Raw genomic sequence first — 22,843 nt, 5'->3', positions numbered from 1 at the left:
GTCCAGCGACTGAAACCGGCCGCCGGGACCCCAAAATTTCAAAGAATGCCCCCTGCCATGTCTGAACAACCCTCTGAATCGGCCCGCCAGGCCATCGTCCCCGACACCGCTGCCGGCCGCCGTTTCGACGCCGTGGTGGCCGAACTGTTCCCCGAATACTCGCGTTCGCGCCTGACCGAGTGGATCAAGGCCGGGGAGGTCCTGCTGGACGGCGCCCAGGTGCGCCCGCGCGATCCGCTGCGCGGTGGCGAGGTGGTGACCCTCAACGTGGTGCTGGAAACCCAGACCGACGCCCAGCCGGAGGACATCCCGCTGGACGTGCTGTTCGAGGACGAGCACCTGCTGGTGATCAACAAGCCGGTCGGCCTGGTGGTGCACCCGGGCGCGGGCAACCACAGCGGCACCCTGGTCAACGCCCTGCTGTTCCGCGACCCGTCGGTGGCGGTGCTGCCGCGCGCGGGCATCGTGCACCGCCTGGACAAGGACACCAGTGGCGTGATGGTGGTGGCCAAGACCCTGGAAGCGCAGACCGCGCTGGTCGAGCAGCTGGCCGCACGCGACGTGCACCGCCAGTACCTGGCCATCGTGATGGGTGCGCTGGTGGCCGGCGGTACCGCCGATGCCCCGATCGACCGCCACCCGCGCGACCGCCTGAAGATGGCGGTGCGCGAGGACGGCAAGGAAGCGATCACCCACTACCGCCTGCGCGAGCGCTTCCGTGCGCACACCGCGCTGGAGTGCCGCCTGGAAACCGGCCGTACCCACCAGATCCGCGTGCACATGGCGCATGTGCGCCATCCGATCATCGGTGACCCGCTGTACGGCGGTGCGCTGAAGCTGCCCAAGGGGGCCAGCGATGAGCTGGTGGCCGCGCTGCGTGGCTTCAGGCGCCAGGCCCTGCACGCCGAAACCCTGGAGTTCACGCACCCGATCACCGGTGAGCCGGTGCGCAACACCGCGCCGGTGCCGGAGGACATGCTGCACCTGATGAAGGTGCTGCGCGAAGACAGCGAGGCCTTCGCCGCGCGCGAGCGGGACCGCTGGTGATGGCCGCCGTGCTGCCGGTGCTGCAGGCGGACTGGCCGGCGCCTCCGGGCGTCCATGCGCTGACCACGCGTCGGCACGGCGCGGGCATCTCTCCAGTGCCGTTCGCGCAGTTCAACCTGGGCAACCGGCACGCGGCCGACGGTGATAACCCAGCCAACGTAGAGCACAACCGCCAGCTGCTGCAGCAGGGGCTGGGGCTGCCCTCGACACCGCACTGGCTGCGCCAGGTGCACAGCAGCACCGTGCTGCGCTTCACCGCGCCGCCGGTGCCCGGCGCAAGCGAGCCGGTGGCCGATGCCGCAGTGACTTCGGTGCCGGGCGTGGTGCTGGCGATCCTGACTGCCGACTGCCTGCCGGTGGTGTTTGCCGCCGCCGATGGCAGTGAGGCGGGCGCGGCCCACGCAGGCTGGCGTGGCCTGGCCGACGGCATGCTGGAGGCCACCGTGGCCGCCATGCAGACGCCGCCGGCGCAGCTGCGGGCCTGGCTGGGCCCGGCCGCCGGACCGGCCGACTACGAGATCGGCGAGGAGGTCTACCACGCCTTCGTCGGCCATGATCCGGCCGCCGAGGCGGCGTTCGTGGCCACCCGCGCGGGCCACTGGAAGGTGGACCTGTTCGCGCTGGCGCGGCAGCGGTTGCAGGCGGCGGGCATGGACCCGGCGCAGGTCCATGGCGGCACGGTGTCGACCATGGCCGATCCGGACCTGTATTCGCACCGGCGCGACCGTCGCACCGGGCGCATGGCGACGCTGGCCTGGATCGCGCCCTGACCTTGCCGCTGTTCGCGCGCGTGCTGGGGCCGGCCTTCGTCACCCTGGCCGCGCCGGTGCAGGCGTTGCATGCCGCGCCGTTGCCCTGCCGCTACGTGGGGCAGGCGCATATCGTGAGGGGGCGGCACTGGCTGGTGCCGCTGCTGGCCGCGTTGGCGCGGCTGCCGAAGGACGGTGGAGCGTTGCCGACCGAAGTGGCGTTCAGTGCACACGGGCAGGGCGAGCAGTGGGCGCGGCGTTTTGGCCGCTGGCCGATGGTGTCGCGGCTGTGGGCGCACGAGGGATGCCTGCGCGAGCAGTTGGGCGCGGTGCGCTTCGAGTTTGATCTGCAGGCCCGCGAGGGTGGCATCGACTGGTCGGTGCGCCGGGTCTGGGCGTTCGGGTTGCTGCCGTTGCCGAGGCGCTGGTTTGGTGGCGTGCGTTGCCGCGAAGCCTGGCAGGGTGAGCGGTACACTTTCCTGGTCGATGTGACGCTGCCCTGGGCGGGAGCCCTGATCCGCTATGAAGGTTGGCTCGAACCGCAGTGAGGCCGCCGCCGAGGCGGGGAGCGCGGTGATCGTATTCGATGGCGTATGCGCGCTGTGCAACCGCTGGGTGCGCTTCCTGCTGCGTTTCGACCGCGCGGGGCGCTACCGCTTTGCGGCGATGCAGGGGCAGCAGGGCAGCGCGATGTTGCGCGCGCACGGGCTGGACCCGCAGGACCCGATGTCGTTCCTGCTGCTGGACGCGCAGGGTGCCTGGACCGATACCGATGCGATCCTCCGCGTGCTGGCGGGGCTGGGCGGCGCCTGGCGCCTGACCGGCGTACTACGGGCAGTGCCGCGCGGCTGGCGTGATGCCGCGTACCGCGTGCTGGCGCGCAACCGCTACCGCTGGTTCGGACGGCACGACGCCTGTCATCTGCCCGCACCGGAGCAGGCAGCGCGATTCCTGGATTGAAGGAAAAAGGGGACGGAGGGGATCAAGGCGTCTGTGCACAACTGCCTTGATCCCCTCCGTCCCCTTTTTTCCTCAACCTTCCAGCGCGTCCAGATAGCTGCGGCGCCAGTGGTTGATGTCGTAGGTACGCAGATGTTCCATCATCGCGTGCCAGCGCTCCTTGCGCCTGCTCAGCGACATCGTCGCTGCCGTGGCGATGGCGTCGGCCACGCCGTCCAGATCATGTGGGTTCACCAGCAGCGCCTGCTTCAGTTCGTCGGCAGCGCCGGCCAGCAGTGACAGCACCAGCACGCCGGGATCCTCCGGGTCCTGCGAGGCCACGTACTCCTTGGCCACCAGGTTCATGCCGTCGCGCAGCGGCGTGACCAGGCCGACCGCCGCCGCCCGGTAGAAGCCGGTGAGGGTGGCATGGGTGAAGTTCTGGTTGACGTAGCGCAGCGGCGTCCAGTCCGGCTCGGCGTGGCCACCGTTGATGTGGCCGGCGATCTGTTCCAGCTGGCTGCGCAGCTGCCGGTACTCGGTGACATCGCCGCGCGAGACCGGCGCGATCTGCAGGTAGGTCAGCGAGCCGCGCTGGTCCGGGTGGCGCTCAAGATAGCGCTCGAAGCCGAGGAAGCGCTCGGGCAGGCCCTTGGAGTAATCCAGGCGATCCACGCCGATCGCCAGCTGGCGATCACGCAGGCTGTTGCGCAGGTTCTTTACCGCGGCCTTGGTGGCGGCGGTGCCGGCCTGCCGTGCGATCAGCTCGGTGTCGATGCCGATCGGGAAGGCAGCGGCACGGAAGCGGCGCCCGCCCGGTGCTTCCAGCTCGCCGTTGTCGAGTACGCGGCCGCCGCCGAACAGGCGCAGGTAGGTCTGGAAGCGATCAGCGTCGCGCTGGGTCTGGAAGCCGACCAGATCGTAGGCATACAGCGCAGAGAACAGCCGCAGGTGGTCGGGCATCGCCTGCAGCAGGTCGGCCGACGGCATCGGGATGTGCAGGAAGAAGCCGATGCGGCAGCCGATGCCGCGCTCGCGCAGCAGTGCGCCGAGCGGGATCAGGTGGTAGTCGTGGATCCAGACGATGTCATCCTCTCGCAGCAATGGCGCGAGCTTGTCGGCGAACAGCGCATTGACCTTGTGGTAGGTCTCGCGGGTGCCGCGGTCGTAGTCGACCAGGTCCAGCCGGAAGTGCAGCAGTGGCCACAGCGTGCGGTTGGCGAAACCATTGTAGTAGCCATCGACTTCGCGCTTGCTCAGGTCCATGGTGACGTAGTCGATGTCACCGTCCTTCTGCCGGTGCAGCGTGCCGCTGCCTTCCTTTACGGTCTTGCCGCTCCAGCCGAACCACAGGCCGCCGCGCTCCTTCAGGGCGGCCAGCAGGCCGACCGCCAAGCCGCCTGCGCGGTTCTCGCCGGGCACGGCCACACGGTTTGATACCACGACCAGACGACTCACGATGCCTCCTGCCAGGACCGCGACAGGCGCATCGCGGCGGTGATCAGGCCGACGTGCGAATAGGTCTGCGGGAAATTGCCCCAGGCCTCGCCACTGTCGAAGGCCAGATCCTCCGACAGCAGGCCCAGATGGTTTCGCTGCTTCAGCAGCAGCTCGAACATCTCGCGTGCTTCGTCCATGCGCCCGATTGCCGCCAGCGCATCGATGTACCAGAAGGTGCAGATGGTGAAGCTGGTTTCCGGCTCGCCGAAGTCATCCGGCGCGACATAGCGGTACAGCGAATTGCCATGCTTGAGGTCGCGGCCGATGGCATCGACGGTGGCAATGAAGCGCGCATCCAGCGCGTCGATGAAGCCGATATCGGCCAGCAGCAGCAGCGAGGCATCCAGCCGATGGCCACCGAAGGTATCGGTGAAGTGGCCCAGCTCCTCGCTCCAGGATTCGGCCATGATGCGCGCGTGGATGGTGTCGGCGCGCTCGCGCCAGTAGCGGGCGCGGTCATCACGCTTCAGGCGCACGGCGATCTTGCACAGGCGGTCGCACGCGGCCCAGCACATCGCGCTGGTATAGGTATGCACTTCGGTGCGGCCGCGGAATTCCCACAGGCCGGCATCGGGTACGTCATGCAGGGCGAACGCCTGTTCGCCCAGGGGCTCCAGGCGGGCGAAGGTGTGCGCATCACCCGGGTCCTGCAGGCGCCGGTCGAAGAACAGCTGCGTGGACGCCAGCACCACGCTGCCGTAGACATCGTGCTGGCGCTGCACCCAGGCCAGGTTGCCGCGTCGCACCGGGCCCATGCCACGGTAGCCGGACAGGCTGGGTACTTCGTCCTCGTCCAGCTTGGCTTCGAAGCCGATGCCATACAGCGGCTGCAGCGTGCCGTCGGTGGTGGCCAGGTTGAAGATGTAGCCGAGGAACTGCTCCATCGTGCGTGTTGCGCCGAGGCGGTTCAGCGCCCGCACCACGAAAGCGGCATCACGCAGCCAGCAGTAACGGTAGTCCCAGTTGCGCACGCTGCCCGGGGCTTCCGGAATGGAGGTGGTCATTGCCGCGATGATCGCGCCGCTGTCCTCGTACTGGCACAGCTTCAGGGTGATCGCACTGCGGATCACCGCGTCCTGCCATTCCAGCGGAATGGACAGGTAACGCACCCATTCGCGCCAGTAGTCGCGGGTGCGTTGGAAGGCTTCCTGCACATAGCCACTGATCGAGCGGTTGAGCGATTCATCCACGCCCAGGATCAGGTGGATGGGATGGTTGAGTACGAACGGCAGACCGTCGCGCACGAAGCGCACCGGTACATCGGTGGTCAACCGCAGCACATGCTCGGGCAGGATCCAGCGCACGTGGTTGCTGCCCCAGGTGGACTCCGGCACGCGTGCGCCCCAGTCCGCCAGCGGTCGCGCACGCACGGTGATGCGCGGGCTGCCGGCCAGCGGACGCACCTGGCGGATCAGGCTGACCGGCCGGTAGAAACGGTCGTTCTGGCGCCAGCGCGGGGCGAAATCGAGGATTTCCAGTTCGCCACCGTGCGCGTCGCGCAGGACGGTGCGCAGGATCGCGGTGTTGGTCAGGTATTCCTGCTCGCTGCTCGCGAAGTCCTCCAGCTCGATGGCGAAGTCGCCACCGGTCTGCTGGTTGGGACCGAGCAGGGCACAGAAGGTGGGGTCGCCGTCGAAGGTGGGCAGGCAGCTCCAGACAACGCGGGCACGTTTGTCGACCAGGGCGCCGAAGCTGCCGTTGCCGACCACGCCCAGATCAAGATCGGGTTGGGTCATCACGCGGTACATCTCGGTTGCGGCCGTGGGGTGGCCGGGTCAATAGGCATTCTCACGCAGCCAGGCGTGCACGCTGCGTATGTCGGGCAGCGCGAACACCGCCTTGCTCGGTTCCCGCTCGCCCACCAGCACGCTCCAGCCATGCTGGACGTTGGCGGCGTCGAAGCCGAATTCATCGGTGAGGTCGTCACCGAGGAACACCGGCAGGCGGCCGCGGAAGGGCAGGTACTGCATCATCCGGCGCACGGCACGGCCCTTGTCGGTGCCGACAGGCACGAACTCGACCACATGGTCGCCAGGTTGCAGGCGGTAGCTGGCACGGCCACGCACGTGGCGGTCGGCGAAGGCGCGGACATCGCTGGCGGCATGCGGCGCGCCGCGCCAGTGCAGGGCCAGGCCGACGCCCTTGTCTTCCACCAGCACGCCGGGATGGCCGTGGGCGAAGCGCATCGCCTGCTGGTGCAGTGCGTGCAGCCACTCGGCGGTGTCGTCATCGTGTTCGTCACGCAGCACACGACCATCCTGGCCACGCAGTTCATGGCCGTGCAGGCCAGCGGCAGGCAGTTGCAGGGGAGCGAACAGTTGATCCAGCTGTTCAAGCGGGCGACCACTGACCAGTGCCACGGCACCTTCCAGGCGGTCGCTGATGCGGCCGATGGCTTCACGCACATCCGGCAGCAGCTGCACGGCATCCGGGCGCGCAGCGAATTCGATCAGGGTGCCGTCGACATCGAGGAACAACGCACAGGCGTCGTCCAGCAATGGCGGTGGCGGACGCAGGGGGAGCGGTTCAGCCATGACGCCCAGCTTGCCAGCGTGGGCGTGTACGCGGGGTCGAGGGCAGGCTACGGCCTTGCTTCGGTGGGTGCCGACCGTTGGTCGGCACGGCAGGTCAGCCTGCATCCAGCTCAAACAGTGCGGACCAACGGTCCGCACCCACCCAAAGCAGATCCGCACCCGGATCACGAAGTTGCCGGCCAGCGGCCGGCACTACCGTGTCGTGCGGACCAACGGTCCGCACCTACCCAATGCGATCAGAACGTATAGCGGACGCGGCCGTAGTAGTACGCGCCGTTGCTGCCGATCGGCGACAGCACGTCATACGGCAGGTTGCCGAAGTAGTGGATATCGCTGTTGGATCGATCCGGGTAGTTGTCGGTCAGGTTCTGGCCGCCGATGGCCACGCTCCAGCGCGGAGTGATGCGGTATTCGACCTCCGCATCCAGCTGCCACTCGGCCTGGTAGGTCTGGCGCGGGATGTAGCCGTCACCGAAGTTGAACACGCGGGTGGCGCTGCCGTAGCGGTTCACACGGGTGCTCAGCGACCAGTGGTCGTTGCTCCATGCGGCCGAGAAGCTGCCGCGGGTACGCGGCGTGGCATCGGTAAGCGTGTTGGTTTCTTCGATGCCAAACAGCACGTAGTCCGGATTCAGTGCACGCAGCTGTGCCGGCGTAGCCAGCACGTTCTTCAGCGTGGTCTTGGTGTAGGCGTAGGTGCCGGTCAGCAGCAGCTGGCCATCGCCCAGCGACTGGCGCCAGTTGCTCACCAGTTCGGCGCCGCGGGTGCGGGTGTCGGCGGCGTTGACGAAGAAGCTGGCGCTCTGCAGGCCACTGACGCCGTAGTTGGCGGCCACATAGTCGGTCAGTGCGTCGCCAGTGATGCTCTCCGACAGCGCGATGCGGTCGTCGATGTCGATCTGGAAGAAGTCCAGTGACAGGTCGAAGTGCTCGCCAATTCGGCTGGTGAAGCCCAGCGAGGTATTGATCGACTTCTCCGGCTTCAGGTTCTGCGCACCGAGGCCACGCGCGATCGGGTTGTTGACCGACAACAGGCGGCCCTGCACCAGCTGGCCGCCAGCGTTGTAGCCGGTGGAGGTGGATTCGTAGCCGATCTGTGCCAGCGACGGCGCACGGAAGTTGTTGGAGATGGCACCGCGCAGCGCGAACGCCGGGGTGAACTCATAGCGCAGGCCGAGTTTGCCGGTCAGTTCACCGCCGAAGTCGTCGTTGTGCTCGTAGCGCGCGGCCAGATCGGTGGAGAACTTCTCGCCGAACTGACTGGACAGGCTGGCGTAGGCGCTGGCGACATCGCGCGACAGGGTGGCCGCGTCCTGCGGGGTCAGGCCGCCACCGGCCTGCGAACCGGTCGGGCGGTCGGTGTACGGGCCGGCCGCATAGCTGGCCGGGTCGCCGGGACGGGTCTGGTAGCGCTCGTGGCGTGCTTCCACGCCCAGGCCGAGCGTGTGGCTGATGCTGTCGCTCTGGGTGAACACGCGGCTCAGGTCGAGGTTGCCCACGGTCTGCGCGTATTCGTAATCGGCGGTCTTGAAGCGGGTCGGGCTGGTCGGGCCCAGCGAGGCGTTGAGCGAATCACGCAGGCGGTAGGTGAAGTCGTTCTGGCCGTAGTCCAGGCTGCCGTCGTAGCTCCATTCGCCCCACTGCCCGCGTACACCGGCCACGGCCTGCACGTCGCGGTTCTCGCCCTCGGAGATCGGCCGGTATCCATTCGGATAGACCTGCTTCCAGTTGGCATCGCCATCGGGGTAGCGGAAGTAGTTTGCGCCTTCGGTATCGCGCTGGTTGAAGGTGCCGAATGCATAGAATGTCGAGGTCTGGCCCACCGGGATCTCGGTGTTCAGCCACAGGTTGATGTCCTTGCTCTTGCCATCGCCCAGCACATAGTTGCGCTTGCCCTGCAGCGCCAGGTTGCCCGGGGTCTGGTCCCACGGCGGAATCTGGTCGAAGCCGGCACGGTTGGTGCCGTTGCGGTGCTTGTATTCCAGGCCGACGCGCAGGAAGCCGCCGTCCTCGCCCAGCGAGGTGCCGACCTTGGCGCTGATGTTGCCGGTCTGGCCGTCGGTGAGGGTACGCCCGATCGGCTTGAGGTCGGTGTGGTTGGCACCGTAGCTGGCCTCGATCTCGCCACCGTCGCCGCCGTTGTCGAGTATCACGTTGATCACACCGGCCACCGCATCCGAGCCATACAGCGCACCAGCGCCATCACGCAGTACTTCGATGCGCTTGATCGCGCTGACCGGGATCGAATTGAAATCAACCGGGGTGGTGCCCTTGCCGATCTTGCTGTCGGTGTTGACCAGCGCGGTGTGGTGGCGGCGCTTGCCATTGACCAGCACCAGCACCTGGTCCGGCGACAGGCCGCGCAACTGTGCGGCGCGCACATGGTCGGCGCCACCGGAGTTGGACTGGCGCGGGAAGTTGAACGACGGCAACAGCGCCTGCAGCGCGCTGCCCAGCTCGCCGTTGACCACGCCGGCCTTGCGGATGTCCTCGGCGGTGAGCACATCCACCGGCGAGGTGGATTCGAGCACGGTGCGGTCGGCGGCACGGGTGCCGGTGACGATCACCGTGTCCAGGTTGGTGGCGTCCTGGGCCAGGGCCGGGACGGCGGCGGAGGAAAGCGCGAGGGCGATGGCGAGGCCGAGCGGCGACGCGGGCAGGCGGACGGACATGGGGGCTCCAGCAACAACGACGACGGGGAAGGGGGGAGATGGTTTCACTTACATCCATCCGGATGAAGCGATATATTATCTTCGCGTGATGACCGGTGCCGATGCAAGCCCCTGCCGGTCCGGCATGAGTTGATGCCCTGCTGGCATCAGCACGCCGGGCCGGTGGCGCTGTACGCTGCCGGCTCGCCTTGTCCCCCTTCCCCGGAGCTGTACCGATGAAACACCTTGGCCTCGTCTTCGCCGTGCTGCTGGCCACCAGTGGCTGCGCCAGCCTGTCCTCGCAGGCGCCCAGCGCCTATGCCACGGCCACCACCGCCGAACTGAAGGGCGATGCTGCACGCCCGTCCGCCGGCCACGGCTGGGTGCGCAGCGAGCTGTATTTCGGCGTGGGCGAGGAGCAGGGCGCCGGCAACCGCCCGCAGGCCGATACCATCAGCGAGGCGCAGTGGCGCACCTTCCTGGACAAGGAAGTCACTCCGCGCTTCCCGGATGGCCTGACCGTGTTCGATGCCTATGGCCAATGGCTGTTCCGCGGTGATGCCGCGCCCAACCGCCTGCGCACCAAGGTGCTGGTGGTGCTGCACGAGGACACCCCGCAGCGCCGCGCCGACATCGAAGCGATCCGCCTGGCGTGGAAGCAGCAGACCAAGCATCAATCGGTGCTGTGGTCGCGGCAGCCGGTCGAGGTATCGTTCTGAGTTGAAGGTGCCGCCGCGGTGTCGCAGGGAGCAATGATGAATTACAGGGAATGCGTGCTGGGCCTGGTGCTGGCGGGAGTGCTGGCACCGTCGGCGCAGGCAAGTGGCGACGACGGCGAAACGCTGCGGTTCCAGGTGGCCGCGCATGTGCAGACGCATGCCGATCCGCAGCAGGACGGCAGCATCGCCGTGCAGCTGTCACCGTCGGGCAAGCGCCAGACGCTTGAGGGCGTGGCGGATGCCGATGGCAGTTCGCGATGGTCGCTCGAAGATGTCGATTTCGATGGCTACCCGGAACTGGTCGCACGCGCCTCGGTGGGCATGGTCAACGAAGCGGTGACGGTGTACCGGTTCGATCCGGCCAGTGCGGGGTTCCGCGCGCTGCAGGCCGACACTCACGGCAAGGACAGTTGCGGTGACCTGATGGGGTTGAGCGTGGATGCTGCCAATCGAACCCTGACCAGCAGCTGCCGCAGTGGCCCGATGTGGTACACCGACCAGTACCGGTTTGCAGGCGCGAAGCTCCATCTGTACCGCTCTGAGAGCGTGCTGATGCTGGGCGATACCTTGAACGCCGCGCTGCAGTGGGAACAGACCGACGAGCAGGGCCCGTTGGCGGTCTGGCGCACGTATGATCCGGCCGGCCGTGTGCTGGAAAGTGCCATCGCCGATGGCCTGGGCGCACCGCCGGACGGGCCGTTGCAGGGGCAGCAGGCCACCGTGGTACCCGCGCGCCTGTTCCTGTTCGACCGACCCGGCGCGTCCAGCACCAAACGCTACCTGGTGCAGGGTGATCGCGTGGAACTGCTGGATGAACAGGACGGCTGGGTGAAGCTGCGCTACCGCAACCCGAAGCAGGGCGCGGTGGAAGGCTGGATCAACGTCAACGATTGAAGAAAAAGGGGACGGAGGGAATCAAGTCGTTTGCGGCACATACGACTTGATTCCCTCCGTCCCTTTTTTGCGGAGGCATCACTTCATCGGGTCTAGCCTCGGATGTTCCCCCGTTCGAGGATGTATCCGATGAGCAAGCGTGTGGCCGAAATCGTGGTGGACGCCCTGCAGCAGGCCGGTGTCCGCCGTTGCTACGGCATCGTGGGCGATACGCTCAACCATGTGACCGATGCGATGCATGGCAGCGAGATCGCATGGGTGCATGTGCGGCATGAGGAAGTAGCAGCCTTTGCCGCAGGCGCCGATTCGCTGGTGAGCGGCGAACTGACCGCCTGCGCCGGCTCCTGCGGCCCCGGCAGCCTGCATTTCATCAATGGCGTGTTCGAGAGCAACCGCAACCGCGCGCCGATGGTGCTGATCGCCAGCCAGGTGGTGACCAGCGAGCTGGGCATGGAATTCCCACAGGAAGTGGACTTCAAGGCGGTGTACGCCAGTTGTTCGGTGTTCTGCGAGCAGGTGCACAGCGCCGAGCAGGCGCGTCGCGTGGTCACCCTGGCCTGCCAGGCCGCGATCAGCCGCCGTGGCGTGGCGGTGGTGATCCTGCCCGCCGATATCAGCCAGGCCGAAGTGAAGCACGATGTGCCGTTCTCGGTGCATTACACCCAGCCGGTGCTGCGCCCGTCGGATGCTGAGCTGCAGCGCATCGCCGAGTTGCTGGGGCAGGGCAAGCGCATCGGCATCTACGCCGGCGCCGGTTGCCAGGGTGCGCACGCACAGCTGCTGGAACTGGCCCGGCGCCTGCAGGCACCGATCGCGCACACCTCTCGCGCCAAGGACTTCGTCGAGCCGGACAACCCGTACAACATGGGCATGACCGGCATCTTCGGCATCGAATCCGGCTTCCACACGCTGATGGAGTGCGACACGCTGCTGCTGCTCGGCGCCGACTTCGCCTGGGGCCAGTTCTACCCGGACAAGGCCACGATCATCCAGGTCGACCGCGATGGCAGCCATCTCGGCCGCCGCCACCCGGTGAACCTGGGCGTGGTCGGTGATATCGCACCGACGCTGGATGCCTTGCTGCCGATGTTGCCGCCGCGCGAGGACAGCAGTTTCCTGGACGAATGTATCGAACGTCGCGACAAGGCGCTGAAGAAGCGCGAGCAGGAAGAACAGCCGGGCGAGGGCGAGCTGATCCACCCGCAGCATCTGACCGCGCTGCTGTCGAAGTACGCCAGCGACGATGCGCTGTTCACCGCTGACGGCGGCTCGCCGATGGTCTGGGTGCTGCGGCATATCCGCGTCAACGGTCGCCGCCGCACGCTGACCAGCCTGCTGCACGGCACGATGGCCAATGCAATGCCGCAGGCACTGGGCCTGCAGAAGGCGTTCCCCGGCCGGCAGGTGATTTCGCTGTCCGGCGATGGCGGCCTGGCGATGCTGCTGGGCGACCTGCTGACGGCCGTGCAGGAGAACCTGCCGATCAAGGTGGTGGTGTTCAACAATGGCTCGCTGAACTTCGTCGAGCTGGAGCAGAAGGTGGAAGGCCTGCTGGACAACTACACCGACCTGAAGAACCCGGATTTTGGCCGCCTTGCCGAAGTGATCGGCTTCCACGGCCGCACGGTGACGCGCAGCGAGGATCTGGAAGAAGCGGTGCAGGATTTCCTGTCGCAGCGTGGCCCGGCGCTGCTGGACGTGCATACCAGCCGCGCCGAGCTGGTGATGCCGCCGCAGATCGAGGCCAAGCAGGTGGCTGGTACCGCGCTGTATGCAGCCAAGGCGGTATTGAACGGCCGCTTCGACGACGTGAAGCATCTGCTGGTGGACAACTTCCTGAAGAAGTGAGGGGGTGGTCGATGCAGGGCTGCGCCCTGCACCCGCAGAGGCCAATGCAACAGCCGAAGCAACAGCAACAACCGAAGCAACAGCAACAACCGAAGCAACAGCAACAACCGAAGCAACAGCAACAGCGGGCATTCCGTGGGATGGCAGGGCGGGTCCGGTTGCGGGGGACGCCGTAAACCCGTCCCTGGGGGCTTGGCCGCGGCATCCGTGCCGCGGACACCCCCGCAACCGGACCCACCCCGCCTTCGACAGATTTCTGCGATCTGTCGGAATGGCATGGCCGGTGCCTGATGGGTGTCGACCTTGGTCGACACGGTAGATCCACGCCATGCGTGGATGAACGAATGAATGATCGGAATGATCTTCTGTAGAGCCTGGCCATGCTCGGCTCAGAGGCCTCGCGTACAGCAGCCGAGCATGGGCTCGGCGCTACAACGAGAGCGTGCCTTTGCTTTTGATCTTTTGATTCTCTTCCGTGGCTGGCACGCGCAGGAAACTGTCAGGGGCCGGGCGGGTAGGCTGCGCAGGGGCGTGAGCCGCATGGATGCGGCGACCGAGCTTACAGGGACGTACTTGCAGCGCCCCCTGCGCAGCCTACCCGCCCGGCCCACCCCCTGAGGTCCGCCGTCCGCGACCAACCCAGCCACGAGGGGCTCGGCCGTTGGCTGGAACCCATCATTCCGCGACGGAATTGGCACGCTGGCCCCGCTGGGCCTACCATCGGCGGTCCCCACCCCCACCGCCCCTTCCATGTCCGCTCCCGCTTCCGCCGCACCGCGTCGCTGGTTCGTCGCCGGTGACTTCAACGGCTTCTTCGGCCTGGTCGTCGACAACCTCTCCATCCTCGGCTTCATCGCCATGGCCCTGGTCGGGATCTTCCAGTTTCCCGCCGACGTGGTGTTCGGCCGCATGTTCCCCGGCACCGCCTTCGGCGTGCTGGTCGGCAACCTGCTGTACACCCTGATGGCGCGCCGGCTGGCCGCGCGTACCGGCCGCGACGACGTCACCGCCATGCCGCTCGGTCTGGATGCACCGACCAGCATCGGCATGGCGCTGCTGGTGCTCGGCCCGGCCTTCCTCGCGTTCAAGCAGCAGGGCATGGACCCGCATGCTGCGGGCATCGCCACTTGGCAGCTGGGCATGGCCGCGCTGGTCATCATGGGCGTGCTCAAGTTCGTGCTGTCGTTCTTCGGCGAAGCGGTCACCCGCGCGCTGCCGCGAGCCGCGCTGCTGGGTTCCATCGCCGGCATCGCGCTGGTGCTGATGGGCCTGCTGCCGCTGCTGGAAACGCTGCGCTCGCCGCTGGTCGGCTTCACCACGCTCGGTTTGCTGCTGTACGTGCTGATTGCCAAGGGCAAGCTGCCGGTGCGTGGCCCGGGCGTGCTGCTGGCCTTCGTGTTCGGCACCGTGCTGTATTACGGCCTCGGCCTGGCCGGGCTGGGCGCACCCGGCTTCCATGTACCGGAGTGGGTGCCGCCGCAGGCGGTGCTGCCGCTGCCGACACTGGGCTTCCTCGACGGCCTGCCCACCGCGATGACCTACCTGCCGCTGCTGCTGCCGTTCGGTCTGCTGATGGTGGTCGGCGGCATCAACGTCTCTGAAAGCGCGCGCGCAGCCGGCGACGACTACCGCACCCGCGACATCCTGCTGGTGGAAGCGGTGGCCACGCTGGTGGCCGGCGTCTGTGGCGGCGTGGCGCAGACCACGCCCTACATCGGCCAGCCGGCGTACAAGCACATGGGTGCGCGCAGCGGCTATACGCTGCTGACCGGCCTGTTCGTCGGCATCGGCGGCATGCTCGGCATCATCTCCGGGCTGGTGCAGTGGCTGCCGCTGGCGGTGCTGGCACCGATCATCGTGTACGTGGCCATCGATATCACTACCCAGGCCTTCCAGGCCACGCCGCGTCACCACACCGGTGCGATGGTGTTCGGTTTCCTGCCGTCGGTGGCGTACCTGCTGGCGATCAAGGCACCCGGCTGGATCGCGCCGGACCAGCTGCCGCCGCTGCTGACCAAGCTCGACGGCCATGGCCTGCCCGAGCTGGCGGTGATCTTCACCCTCGGCAACGGCTTCATCATCACCTCGATGCTGTGGATTTCGGCGGTGGCGGCGATGGTCGATGGCCGCCTGTGCCGTGCCTGCGGCTTCCTGCTGGTGGCTGCGGTGCTGACCCTGTTCGGCCTGATCCACTCGGTGGATCCGCGTGGTGGCATCTACCTGCCGTGGGAGCTGGACGGCCTGGCGCGCATCATCAGCTGGCAGTTCGCTGGTGCCTACGTGGCACTGGCGTTGCTGCTGGGGTTGCTTTCGCTGCAGAAGCAGCCGGTGCAGCCGCTGGGTGAAAACAACTGACCCAACGGTAGTGCCGGCCGCTGGCCGGCATCCTCAAGGGCTTCGGTCGGATCGTGCAGCTGCCGGCCAGCGGCCGGCACTACCGCTCTCCATCCAGTTCCGGGTAGTGGCGGAAGATACCGTTGGTGTTGAACGGCAACCGCCGCTCCGAGGCCAGATAGGCGGCGATGTTCGGCCGCTTGGCCATCCGCTCCTGCAGCGCACGCAGCAGGGGCAGGGTCGGCGCCAGTGCCTGCATCCGGCGTGGGAACATGTAGTCCAGCCCGCTCAGCAGCTGGAACAGCGACAGATCCACATACGAATGTTCGCGCAGTGCGTGGCGGCCACCATTGGCAGCCAGCACCTGCTCGAAGTAGCCGAGGAACTTCGGTAGCCGTTCGCCACGCAGGGAGGCGGCCCGTGCCTTGGCTTCGCTCTTCTGCTCTTCGTAGTACTTCGATGCGGCGATCGGATGGTGGGTGTCGTGCACCTCGGCTACCAGATCAGCGATGGTCAGCTGCAACTGCAGCGCCTGCACCCGCCGTGAGGCCGCCTGCGGCACCAGGTCCAGCGTCGGGCCGAGAAAATCCAGGATCGCTGCGACCTGTGCAATGACCTGGCGACCCGCCTTCAGGAATGGCGGCGCGAAGGGCTGCGCACCTTCACTGCCGCCATCGAGAAACGGCTGCATCACCGCATCGCCGTGCTCCCGCGCCATGTCGATGTAGTCGGCACCGGCATCCTCCAGCGCAAGCCGCACGAACTCGCCACGGCCCTGGATGCCGGTCCAGTAATACAGCGCGTACTGCATGGCAGTGCCTCCACAGAACAAGGCTCACAGCCTCGCGCGCTGCATGCAAAGCAAGTGTGAGCACGGCCTTGCTGCAGGCCTCAACCCGAACGGCAGCGGAACAGGCGGGGAACCGGCTGCAATCGGTGGGGTCACACCTTCATCATGCGTGTGAAACGAGGTGCTGCATCATGCAGAGTGGAAAGGCGGTATGGCCCTGGGTGTTGGGCGTGGTGGTGATCGGTGGTGCCGGTGGTTGGCTGTTCCGCGATCAGCTGAAGCGCCTGGCAGACGGTGTTTCGGTGCCGGTGCAATCAACCCCCGCCAGTACCGGCGCGCCGCCACAACCGCAGGCGGCCGCGGAACCCGCGCCAGCACCGCCCGCGATCAAGCATCCGCTGGATACCGAGGCCGCCGCCGATCCGGCGCTGCCCAAGCTGGCTGACAGCGATACGGCCGCCTGGGGTGCATTGAGCCAGTTGCTCCAGGGCGAGGGGCCACTGACCCTGCTGCTGCGCGATCATCTGATCCAGCGCCTGGTCACCCAGGTCGACAACCTGGACAAGCCCAGCGTGCCGCCGACTGCGCTGGCCGCGCGGCCGCTGCCGGGCAACCTGCAGGTCGAACCCGCCGAGGGCGGCGAACGCATCGCCGCCAGCAACGCGGCGCGCTACGCGCCCTACGTGCAGGCCTTCACCGCGCTGGACCCGGCGGCAACGGCCACCGCCTACAAGCGCTTCTATCCGCTGATCCAGCAGGCCTATGTGGACCTGGGCCGGCCCGACGGGTACTTCAACGACCGCCTGGTCGCGGTGATCGACCACCTGCTGGACACCCCGGAACTGGCCCAGCCCCCAGTGGTACAGCGCGATGAACGCGGCCGCTACCGCTTTGTCGATCCCACCCTGCAGTCGCGCTCGATCGGGCAGAAGGCGCTGCTGCGGATGGATGCCGCCCAGGCGCGGGCGGTCAAGCAGCAGCTGCGGGCGATCCGCAGCGCGATCACCCGCTGAGCCCGTTCACCGCGTGGAACTGATCGGGATCAACGCGCCGACCACACCGGTTCCGGCATGCTGGCCGAAGCCTGACTGGCCTCGGGGTGCAGTCGCAGCCACCCTTGAAACCGGGTGGGGCAACCGCATCTTTCCAGCATCGCCGGCGCGGGCCGGCCCTGATGACCGATGAGGATTCGCAATGCGGATGGACAAGCTCACCTCGCGTTTCCAGCAGGCGCTGGCAGACGCACAGTCGCTGGCCGTGGGCCGCGACAACAGCATCATCGAACCCGTTCACCTGTTCAGCGCGCTGCTGGACCAGCAGGGCGGCAGCACGCGTCCGCTGCTGGCCCAGGCCGGGGTGAACGTGCCGGTGCTGCGCGAGCGCCTGACCGAGGCGCTGGATGCGCTGCCGAAGGTGTCCGGCCAGGCTGGCAACGTCTCGATGGGCAACGACCTGGGGCGCCTGCTGAACCAGACCGACAAGCTGGCCCAGCAGCACGGGGATGCCTTCATTGCCAGCGAGTGGTTCGTGCTGGCGGCGCTGGACGACGGCGGCACGCTGGGCATGGCGCTGCGCGCCGCCGGTGCCGACAAGACCCGCCTGCAGGCGGCGATCGACAAGCTGCGCGGCGGCGAGAACGTGCAGTCGGAGAATGCCGAGGAACAGCGCCAGGCGCTGGAGAAATACACCATCGACCTGACCGCGCGTGCCGAGAGCGGCAAGCTCGACCCGGTGATCGGCCGTGACGAGGAAATCCGCCGCACCATCCAGGTGCTGCAGCGCCGGACCAAGAACAACCCGGTGCTGATCGGCGAACCCGGCGTGGGCAAGACCGCGATCGTGGAAGGGCTGGCCCAGCGCATCATCAACGACGAAGTGCCCGAAGGCCTGCGCGGCAAGCGCGTGCTGTCGCTGGACATGGGCGCGCTGATTGCCGGGGCCAAGTTCCGCGGCGAATTCGAGGAGCGCCTGAAGGGCGTGCTCAACGACCTGGCCAAGAACGAAGGCCAGATCATCCTGTTCATCGACGAACTGCACACCATGGTCGGCGCCGGCAAGGCCGATGGCGCGATGGATGCCGGCAACATGCTGAAGCCAGCGCTGGCACGCGGCGAGCTGCACTGCATCGGCGCCACCACGCTGGACGAATACCGCAAGTACATCGAGAAGGATGCTGCGCTGGAGCGTCGTTTCCAGAAGGTGTTCGTGGGCGAGCCGTCGGTGGAGGACACCATCGCGATCCTGCGCGGCCTGAAGGAAAAGTACGCCGTGCACCACGGCGTGGAGATCACCGATCCGGCCATCGTCGCGGCTGCGACGTTGTCCAACCGCTACATCACCGACCGCCAGCTGCCGGACAAGGCCATCGACCTGATGGACGAAGCCGCCTCGCGACTGCGCATGGAGATCGACTCCAAGCCGGAAGAGCTGGACCGCCTTGAGCGCCGGGTGATCCAGCTGAAGATCCAGCGCGAGATGCTGAAGAAGGAGAAGGACGAAGCCTCGCGGCAGCGCCTGGCCGACCTGGAAAACGACATCGACGGGCTGGAGCGCGAGTTCTCCGACCTCAATGAAATCTGGAAGTCGGAGAAGGCCGCGCTGCAGGGCGCGACCAAGATCAAGGAACAGGTCGAGCAGGCCAAGCTGGAGCTGGAGGCCGCGCAGCGCCGCCAGGATTTCGCCAAGATGAGCGAGATCCAGTACGGGCTGCTGCCGCAGCTGGAAAAGCAGCTGGCCGCGGCCCAGGAGGCCGAGCACAAGGACTTCAAGCTGGTGCAGGACCGCGTGACCGACGAGGAGATCGCCGAGGTCGTATCGCGCTGGACCGGCATCCCGGTCAACAAGATGCTCGAAGGCGAGCGCGACAAGCTGTTGCGCATGGAAGAGGTGCTGCACAACCGCGTGGTCGGCCAGGAAGAAGCGATCAAGGTCGTCTCCGATGCCGTGCGCCGTTCGCGTGCGGGCCTGTCCGATCCGAATCGCCCGGCCGGCTCGTTCCTGTTCCTCGGCCCGACCGGTGTCGGCAAGACCGAGCTGTGCAAGTCGCTGGCCGAATTCCTGTTCGACAGTGCCGACGCGATGATCCGCATCGACATGAGCGAATTCATGGAGAAGCACAGTGTGGCCCGCCTGATCGGCGCGCCTCCGGGCTACGTCGGCTACGAGGAAGGTGGCTACCTGACCGAGGCCGTGCGTCGCCGTCCGTACTCGCTGATACTGCTGGACGAAGTGGAGAAGGCGCATCCGGATGTGTTCAACATCCTGCTGCAGGTGCTGGACGATGGCCGCCTGACCGATGGACAGGGCCGTACCGTGGACTTCCGCAACACTGTCATCGTGATGACCTCGAACCTGGGCTCGCACCAGATCCAGGACATGAGCGCCGACGACAGTCCGGAGGCCTACACGCAGATGAAGGCGGCGGTGATGGGCGTGGTACAGGCGCACTTCCGTCCGGAGTTCATCAACCGCCTGGACGACATCGTGGTGTTCCACCCGCTGGACAAGCAGCAGATCAAGCAGATCGCGCGCATCCAGATGCGTGGGCTTGAGAAGCGGCTGGCCGAGCGCGGGTTGAAGCTGGCGGTCTCCGATGCGGCGTTCGACCTGCTCGGCAACGTCGGCTTCGATCCGGTCTATGGCGCGCGCCCGTTGAAGCGTGCAATCCAGTCGCAGCTGGAGAATCCGCTGGCACAGCAGATCCTGTCGGGTGCTTTCGTCAACGGCGATACCATCGAAGTCGGAAACGACGGCGGCCGCCTGGTGTTCGCCAAAGCGTGATTCACACGGGGCGCCGCCTGGCCGCAGCGCCCCGTTTCCTGCGAAGTGGGCCGGGCCATGCCCGGCGCTCACTCAGAAGCGGTGCGTATAGCCGCTCATCAAGCCGAACTGGTTCGCCTTCTGCACGATCGGGCTGTCGGCGGCATCACCGAGCAGGCGCGTGCCTTCGGCCGAGATGTACCAGTTGCCGTTGCGGCCCACGCGGTGGCTCCACTTCAGGCCGACACCGGCACTGACCAGGCCGGCCTTTGGCTTGTGCTCGGCAAAGCCGGTACGCGCCGCCTGTTCCGGGCTGACGCCGTACCAGGTCTGCATGTAGCCGCGGTTGCCGTAGTCGGTGGACACGCTGCCGCTGATCACGCCGCCGGCCAGGTCGAACAGCGGCATGCTCAGGTTCAGATGGATCTGCTGGGTGGCCAGGCCGTTCTCGGCCTTGTCCTCGTCCTTGCGGGTGAACTGCCAGGAGCCGCTCAGCACGGCTTCGCCCAGCGTATAACCAGCCGAGACGCCGACCAGGGGACGGGCATCGATATCACCCATGCCGCGCAGGAAGTCGGAACCGCCGAGCAGCGAGTCCTTTTCCTTGCGGATGCCGCTGGCGCCGACATACGCGCGCACGCGGGTGTGCTCGCCGATGGAGGTGCCCCAGCCAATGCCACTGGTGCCCAGAAACCATCCACCCGGCGAGGTGACATCAAAGGACAACGACGGCGTCGCACGATACTCCTCGCTGCCGCTGTAGCGCGGCGCCACGCCACCGCCGGCAGCGACCTCGAAGGTCCAGTGGTCATCCTTGGCGTGGGCGATCGGTGCGGCGAACAGCGGCAACAGGGCCAGGCAGAGCAGGGCGGGGGAACGGCGAAGCTGGGACATGGAAACTCTCGACAATGGGAGGAAGGCAGCACGCGCATCCGGCGAGTGCTGCAGGGTCGCTAGCGTGGCGATACGCCGGCGACCGATCCGTCCGCAGTTGTGCGGGAGTTGTAATCAACTGTAATCGCGCCCAGGGGCGTTCAGCTGGCAGCCAGCGGCCAGTGCATTTCCATGCGCGCGCCGCCCAACGTGGCGCGGCTGATGCGAAGCTCGCCGCCGTGGCGGACGGCAATGCGGCTGACGATGGCCAGGCCCAGGCCGAAGCCCCCGGTATCGCGGCTGCGGCTGTCGTCCAGGCGGGTGAACGGGCGCATCACCTTCTCGCGATCGGCTTCGGCAATGCCGGGACCGTCGTCATCCACACGCAGGCAGGCGCGGCCGCTGACACCGACCAGCGAGACTTCCACCTGCGAACGCGCATGGCGCAGCGCATTGCCCACCAGATTGCTGAGTGCCAGCTGCAGCAGGCGTGGTTCGGCATCCACCCGCGGCAACGCGCTGGGCTGCACGCGCAGTATCACGCCGGCACGTTCGGCATCACGGCGCGCATCGGCCAGGCAGGCCTGCAGCCAGTCGTTGGCTTCGATGCGTTGCATCGGTTCGCCCTCGCTGGGATGCTCCAGCCGTTCGTAAGCCAGCAGTTCGCTGACCAGCCGGTTGAGCTCGGCCAGGTCACCGTGCAGGCCCCGCGCCAGCCGTTCGCGGCGTTCGCGGTCATCGCTGTCCTGCATCAGGTCCAGGCCGAAGGCCACGCGCGCGATCGGCGTGCGCAGCTCGTGCGAGATCGCATGGGTCAGGTCGCGCTGGCGCTGCACCAGTTCGGCCACGCGTGCCGCCATGCGGTTGGAGTGGTCGACGATGACCCGGATCTGCGAGCGTGGCGAGACCTGCGCACGTGCCTGCAGATCGCCCGAACCGATGCGGTCGGCATGCCGGCGCAGCGCTTCCAGGTCGCGCCAGAGCAGGCGCACCCACGCGTACAGGCTGGCGCCCACCAGCAGCAGGATGCTGAGGTAGGCGGCGATGGTCATGTACGTCGTCATCTGCACCGCGCCAGGCAGGCGCAGGTGCAGCCAGCGGCCATCGCTGCCCTCGATGGGCAGCAGGACCTGCTGGTATTGATCGCGCACGATGAAACCATCGGCCTTCACGGCCACCTGTTCCTGCGCGTCGAGTGCGGGAGGTTTGTCGAGCAGGGTCAGGGCGATGCCGTAGTGTGGCTGCCACTGCTTCAGGCGCTCACGCTGCTGGTCGGCATCCAGGCCGGCCAGGCCACTGCGCAGGGCGTACACCTGACCACGCACCTGCTGGACGAAGACGCGATCCTGCACGGGCGTGTAGATGCCGTCCAGGATGTGGTTGAGGAAGAACACCGACACCAGGAAGCAGGCACCCGTGATAAACCACAACCACAGGAACAGCCGCTTCATGCCGTCCAGGCCGACGGATTGAACTGGTAGCCACGGCCCCACACGGTCTTGATCCGCCGCGGTTCGCGCGCATCATCACCGAGCTTGCGGCGCAGCTTGCCGATGCTGACATCGACACTGCGGTCCAGGCCGTCAAAGCCGATGCCGCGCACCGCCTGCAGGATCTGGTCGCGCGACAGGATCTGCCCCGGCTGGCTGGCCAGCAGCCACAGGATCTCGAATTCCGTGGTGCCCAGCTCGACCGGTTGACCGTGCAGGTGCACTTCGCGCTGCATGCGGTCGATCAGCAGTTCGCCATGCATCAGACGGCTGGGTGTACCGGTGTTGCTGCTGCCATGACGGCGGCGCAGCAGGGCGCGCAGGCGGGCCAGCAGCAGGCGCGGCTCGATCGGTTTGTGCACATAGTCATCGGCGCCCGATTCCAGGCCCAGCACCTGCTCGATGTCGTCTTCGCAGGCGGTCAGCATCAGGATCGGCACGTCGGAGAAGCTGCGGATCTGCCGGCACACGTCGATGCCGCCGAGGCCGGGCAGCATCAGGTCCAGTACCACCAGCTCGGGCGCATGCTGGCGGCAGGCCGCGCCGGCAAGGTCACCGCGTGCCACATGCTGCACGGCGAAACCATGTTCGTGGAGATAGTCGCTGACCAGCTCGGCCAGGCGACGGTCGTCCTCCACCAACAAGACCTGGGTCGGGGTGCCGTTGGCGGTGGGTGTCCAGGGGGATGGCTGCATGCGCGTGGGGCCTCCGTGCCC

18 protein-coding genes are annotated in these 22,843 nt (G+C 67.1%); 10 read left to right on the top strand and 8 right to left on the bottom strand.

What is annotated here, in order from left to right; genetic code table 11:
- Nucleotides 1–57: 57 nt before the first annotated feature.
- From rluD to AC5P6S_RS02045, 4 genes are read left to right on the top strand one after another with little or no spacing between them, the layout of a single operon-like run.
- Nucleotides 58–1,047 carry a 23S rRNA pseudouridine(1911/1915/1917) synthase RluD gene (gene rluD, locus AC5P6S_RS02060; RefSeq protein ID WP_099473431.1) on the top strand — a complete coding sequence of 330 codons (990 nt, stop codon included), beginning with the start codon at nucleotides 58–60 and terminating at the stop codon, nucleotides 1,045–1,047.
- Complete coding sequence (pgeF, locus tag AC5P6S_RS02055; protein ID WP_235643453.1) at nucleotides 1,047–1,817, top strand: peptidoglycan editing factor PgeF; 771 nt, start codon at nucleotides 1,047–1,049, stop codon at nucleotides 1,815–1,817. Before rluD ends, pgeF begins: the two co-directional genes overlap by 1 nt.
- Before the next feature lie 2 nt (nucleotides 1,818–1,819).
- Nucleotides 1,820–2,344 (top strand): DUF4166 domain-containing protein, encoded by a 525-nt coding sequence (locus tag AC5P6S_RS02050; protein WP_181501397.1) that lies wholly within the window; start codon nucleotides 1,820–1,822, stop codon nucleotides 2,342–2,344.
- On the top strand, nucleotides 2,319–2,756 hold the full coding sequence (locus AC5P6S_RS02045) for a thiol-disulfide oxidoreductase DCC family protein (protein WP_005410786.1): 438 nt from the start codon (nucleotides 2,319–2,321) through the stop codon (nucleotides 2,754–2,756). The genes AC5P6S_RS02050 and AC5P6S_RS02045 overlap by 26 nt, the downstream gene beginning before the upstream one ends.
- Nucleotides 2,757–2,828: 72 nt before the next feature.
- On the opposite strand, the gene otsA is transcribed toward AC5P6S_RS02045, so the two are convergent.
- From otsA to AC5P6S_RS02025, 4 genes are all read right to left on the bottom strand, one after another.
- Nucleotides 2,829–4,193 carry an alpha,alpha-trehalose-phosphate synthase (UDP-forming) gene (gene otsA / locus AC5P6S_RS02040; RefSeq protein ID WP_049413347.1) on the bottom strand — a complete coding sequence of 455 codons (1,365 nt, stop codon included), beginning with the start codon at nucleotides 4,191–4,193 and terminating at the stop codon, nucleotides 2,829–2,831.
- A complete protein-coding gene (locus tag AC5P6S_RS02035; protein ID WP_029550881.1) occupies nucleotides 4,190–5,971 on the bottom strand; it encodes a glycoside hydrolase family 15 protein in 1,782 nt (593 codons plus the stop codon). The genes otsA and AC5P6S_RS02035 overlap by 4 nt, the downstream gene beginning before the upstream one ends.
- A 39-nt stretch (nucleotides 5,972–6,010) precedes the next feature.
- Complete coding sequence (gene otsB / locus AC5P6S_RS02030; RefSeq protein WP_010481547.1) at nucleotides 6,011–6,769, bottom strand: trehalose-phosphatase; 759 nt, start codon at nucleotides 6,767–6,769, stop codon at nucleotides 6,011–6,013.
- Nucleotides 6,770–7,005: 236 nt separating this feature from the next.
- On the bottom strand, nucleotides 7,006–9,441 hold the full coding sequence (locus AC5P6S_RS02025; RefSeq protein ID WP_049395384.1) for a TonB-dependent receptor plug domain-containing protein: 2,436 nt from the start codon (nucleotides 9,439–9,441) through the stop codon (nucleotides 7,006–7,008).
- Nucleotides 9,442–9,656: 215 nt separating this feature from the next.
- Between AC5P6S_RS02025 and AC5P6S_RS02020 the strand changes: the two genes are divergently transcribed.
- From AC5P6S_RS02020 to AC5P6S_RS02005, 4 genes are all read left to right on the top strand, one after another.
- Nucleotides 9,657–10,139: a DUF3574 domain-containing protein gene (locus AC5P6S_RS02020; RefSeq protein ID WP_010481551.1), complete on the top strand. Its 483-nt coding sequence runs from the start codon at nucleotides 9,657–9,659 to the stop codon at nucleotides 10,137–10,139.
- A gap of 36 nt (nucleotides 10,140–10,175) precedes the next feature.
- On the top strand, nucleotides 10,176–11,033 hold the full coding sequence (locus tag AC5P6S_RS02015; RefSeq protein ID WP_495204443.1) for an SH3 domain-containing protein: 858 nt from the start codon (nucleotides 10,176–10,178) through the stop codon (nucleotides 11,031–11,033).
- Nucleotides 11,034–11,162: 129 nt separating this feature from the next.
- A complete protein-coding gene (locus tag AC5P6S_RS02010; RefSeq protein ID WP_005410779.1) occupies nucleotides 11,163–12,881 on the top strand; it encodes a thiamine pyrophosphate-dependent enzyme in 1,719 nt (572 codons plus the stop codon).
- A 750-nt stretch (nucleotides 12,882–13,631) separates the two neighbouring features.
- On the top strand, nucleotides 13,632–15,236 hold the full coding sequence (locus tag AC5P6S_RS02005) for a SulP family inorganic anion transporter (protein ID WP_483723831.1): 1,605 nt from the start codon (nucleotides 13,632–13,634) through the stop codon (nucleotides 15,234–15,236).
- Between the two features lie 79 nt (nucleotides 15,237–15,315).
- On the opposite strand, the gene AC5P6S_RS02000 is transcribed toward AC5P6S_RS02005, so the two are convergent.
- Entirely contained in the window at nucleotides 15,316–16,026 is a 711-nt protein-coding gene (locus tag AC5P6S_RS02000; RefSeq protein ID WP_483723830.1) for a glutathione S-transferase, read from the bottom strand.
- A gap of 170 nt (nucleotides 16,027–16,196) precedes the next feature.
- Here AC5P6S_RS02000 and AC5P6S_RS01995 point away from each other — a divergent pair, with 170 nt between their 5' ends.
- Complete coding sequence (locus AC5P6S_RS01995; protein ID WP_495204442.1) at nucleotides 16,197–17,018, top strand: DUF3014 domain-containing protein; 822 nt, start codon at nucleotides 16,197–16,199, stop codon at nucleotides 17,016–17,018.
- A 181-nt stretch (nucleotides 17,019–17,199) separates the two neighbouring features.
- Nucleotides 17,200–19,785 (top strand): ATP-dependent chaperone ClpB, encoded by a 2,586-nt coding sequence (gene clpB / locus AC5P6S_RS01990; protein ID WP_012481080.1) that lies wholly within the window; start codon nucleotides 17,200–17,202, stop codon nucleotides 19,783–19,785.
- A 72-nt stretch (nucleotides 19,786–19,857) separates the two neighbouring features.
- On the opposite strand, the gene AC5P6S_RS01985 is transcribed toward clpB, so the two are convergent.
- The 3 genes from AC5P6S_RS01985 to AC5P6S_RS01975 form a co-directional block, all read right to left on the bottom strand.
- On the bottom strand, nucleotides 19,858–20,658 hold the full coding sequence (locus AC5P6S_RS01985; RefSeq protein WP_012481079.1) for a MipA/OmpV family protein: 801 nt from the start codon (nucleotides 20,656–20,658) through the stop codon (nucleotides 19,858–19,860).
- Between the two features lie 140 nt (nucleotides 20,659–20,798).
- Nucleotides 20,799–22,088, bottom strand: a complete 1,290-nt coding sequence (locus tag AC5P6S_RS01980) for an ATP-binding protein (protein WP_049395425.1) — start codon at nucleotides 22,086–22,088, stop codon at nucleotides 20,799–20,801.
- Nucleotides 22,085–22,822: a winged helix-turn-helix domain-containing protein gene (locus tag AC5P6S_RS01975; protein WP_005414287.1), complete on the bottom strand. Its 738-nt coding sequence runs from the start codon at nucleotides 22,820–22,822 to the stop codon at nucleotides 22,085–22,087. The genes AC5P6S_RS01980 and AC5P6S_RS01975 overlap by 4 nt, the downstream gene beginning before the upstream one ends.
- Between the last annotated feature and the right edge of the window lie 21 nt (nucleotides 22,823–22,843).

The sequence above is a fragment of the Stenotrophomonas sp. YJH_SMC_119 genome (assembly GCF_059368315.1).
Note: the sequence above shows the minus strand (reverse complement) of the source record. Positions and strands in the feature narration are given on the sequence as shown.

Coding starts and splice junctions, on each gene's coding strand:
- AC5P6S_RS02010 (WP_005410779.1), top strand. CDS start 11,163: ATGAGCAAGCGTGTGGCCGAAATCGTGGTGGACGCCCTGCAGCAGGCC.
- AC5P6S_RS01975 (WP_005414287.1), bottom strand. CDS start 22,822: ATGCAGCCATCCCCCTGGACACCCACCGCCAACGGCACCCCGACCCAG.
- AC5P6S_RS02045 (WP_005410786.1), top strand. CDS start 2,319: ATGAAGGTTGGCTCGAACCGCAGTGAGGCCGCCGCCGAGGCGGGGAGC.
- AC5P6S_RS02005 (WP_483723831.1), top strand. CDS start 13,632: ATGTCCGCTCCCGCTTCCGCCGCACCGCGTCGCTGGTTCGTCGCCGGT.
- pgeF (WP_235643453.1), top strand. CDS start 1,047: ATGGCCGCCGTGCTGCCGGTGCTGCAGGCGGACTGGCCGGCGCCTCCG.
- AC5P6S_RS01995 (WP_495204442.1), top strand. CDS start 16,197: ATGCAGAGTGGAAAGGCGGTATGGCCCTGGGTGTTGGGCGTGGTGGTG.
- AC5P6S_RS02035 (WP_029550881.1), bottom strand. CDS start 5,971: ATGACCCAACCCGATCTTGATCTGGGCGTGGTCGGCAACGGCAGCTTC.
- AC5P6S_RS02020 (WP_010481551.1), top strand. CDS start 9,657: ATGAAACACCTTGGCCTCGTCTTCGCCGTGCTGCTGGCCACCAGTGGC.
- clpB (WP_012481080.1), top strand. CDS start 17,200: ATGCGGATGGACAAGCTCACCTCGCGTTTCCAGCAGGCGCTGGCAGAC.
- rluD (WP_099473431.1), top strand. CDS start 58: ATGTCTGAACAACCCTCTGAATCGGCCCGCCAGGCCATCGTCCCCGAC.
- AC5P6S_RS02015 (WP_495204443.1), top strand. CDS start 10,176: ATGAATTACAGGGAATGCGTGCTGGGCCTGGTGCTGGCGGGAGTGCTG.
- AC5P6S_RS02025 (WP_049395384.1), bottom strand. CDS start 9,441: ATGTCCGTCCGCCTGCCCGCGTCGCCGCTCGGCCTCGCCATCGCCCTC.
- otsB (WP_010481547.1), bottom strand. CDS start 6,769: ATGGCTGAACCGCTCCCCCTGCGTCCGCCACCGCCATTGCTGGACGAC.
- AC5P6S_RS01980 (WP_049395425.1), bottom strand. CDS start 22,088: ATGAAGCGGCTGTTCCTGTGGTTGTGGTTTATCACGGGTGCCTGCTTC.
- AC5P6S_RS02000 (WP_483723830.1), bottom strand. CDS start 16,026: ATGCAGTACGCGCTGTATTACTGGACCGGCATCCAGGGCCGTGGCGAG.
- AC5P6S_RS01985 (WP_012481079.1), bottom strand. CDS start 20,658: ATGTCCCAGCTTCGCCGTTCCCCCGCCCTGCTCTGCCTGGCCCTGTTG.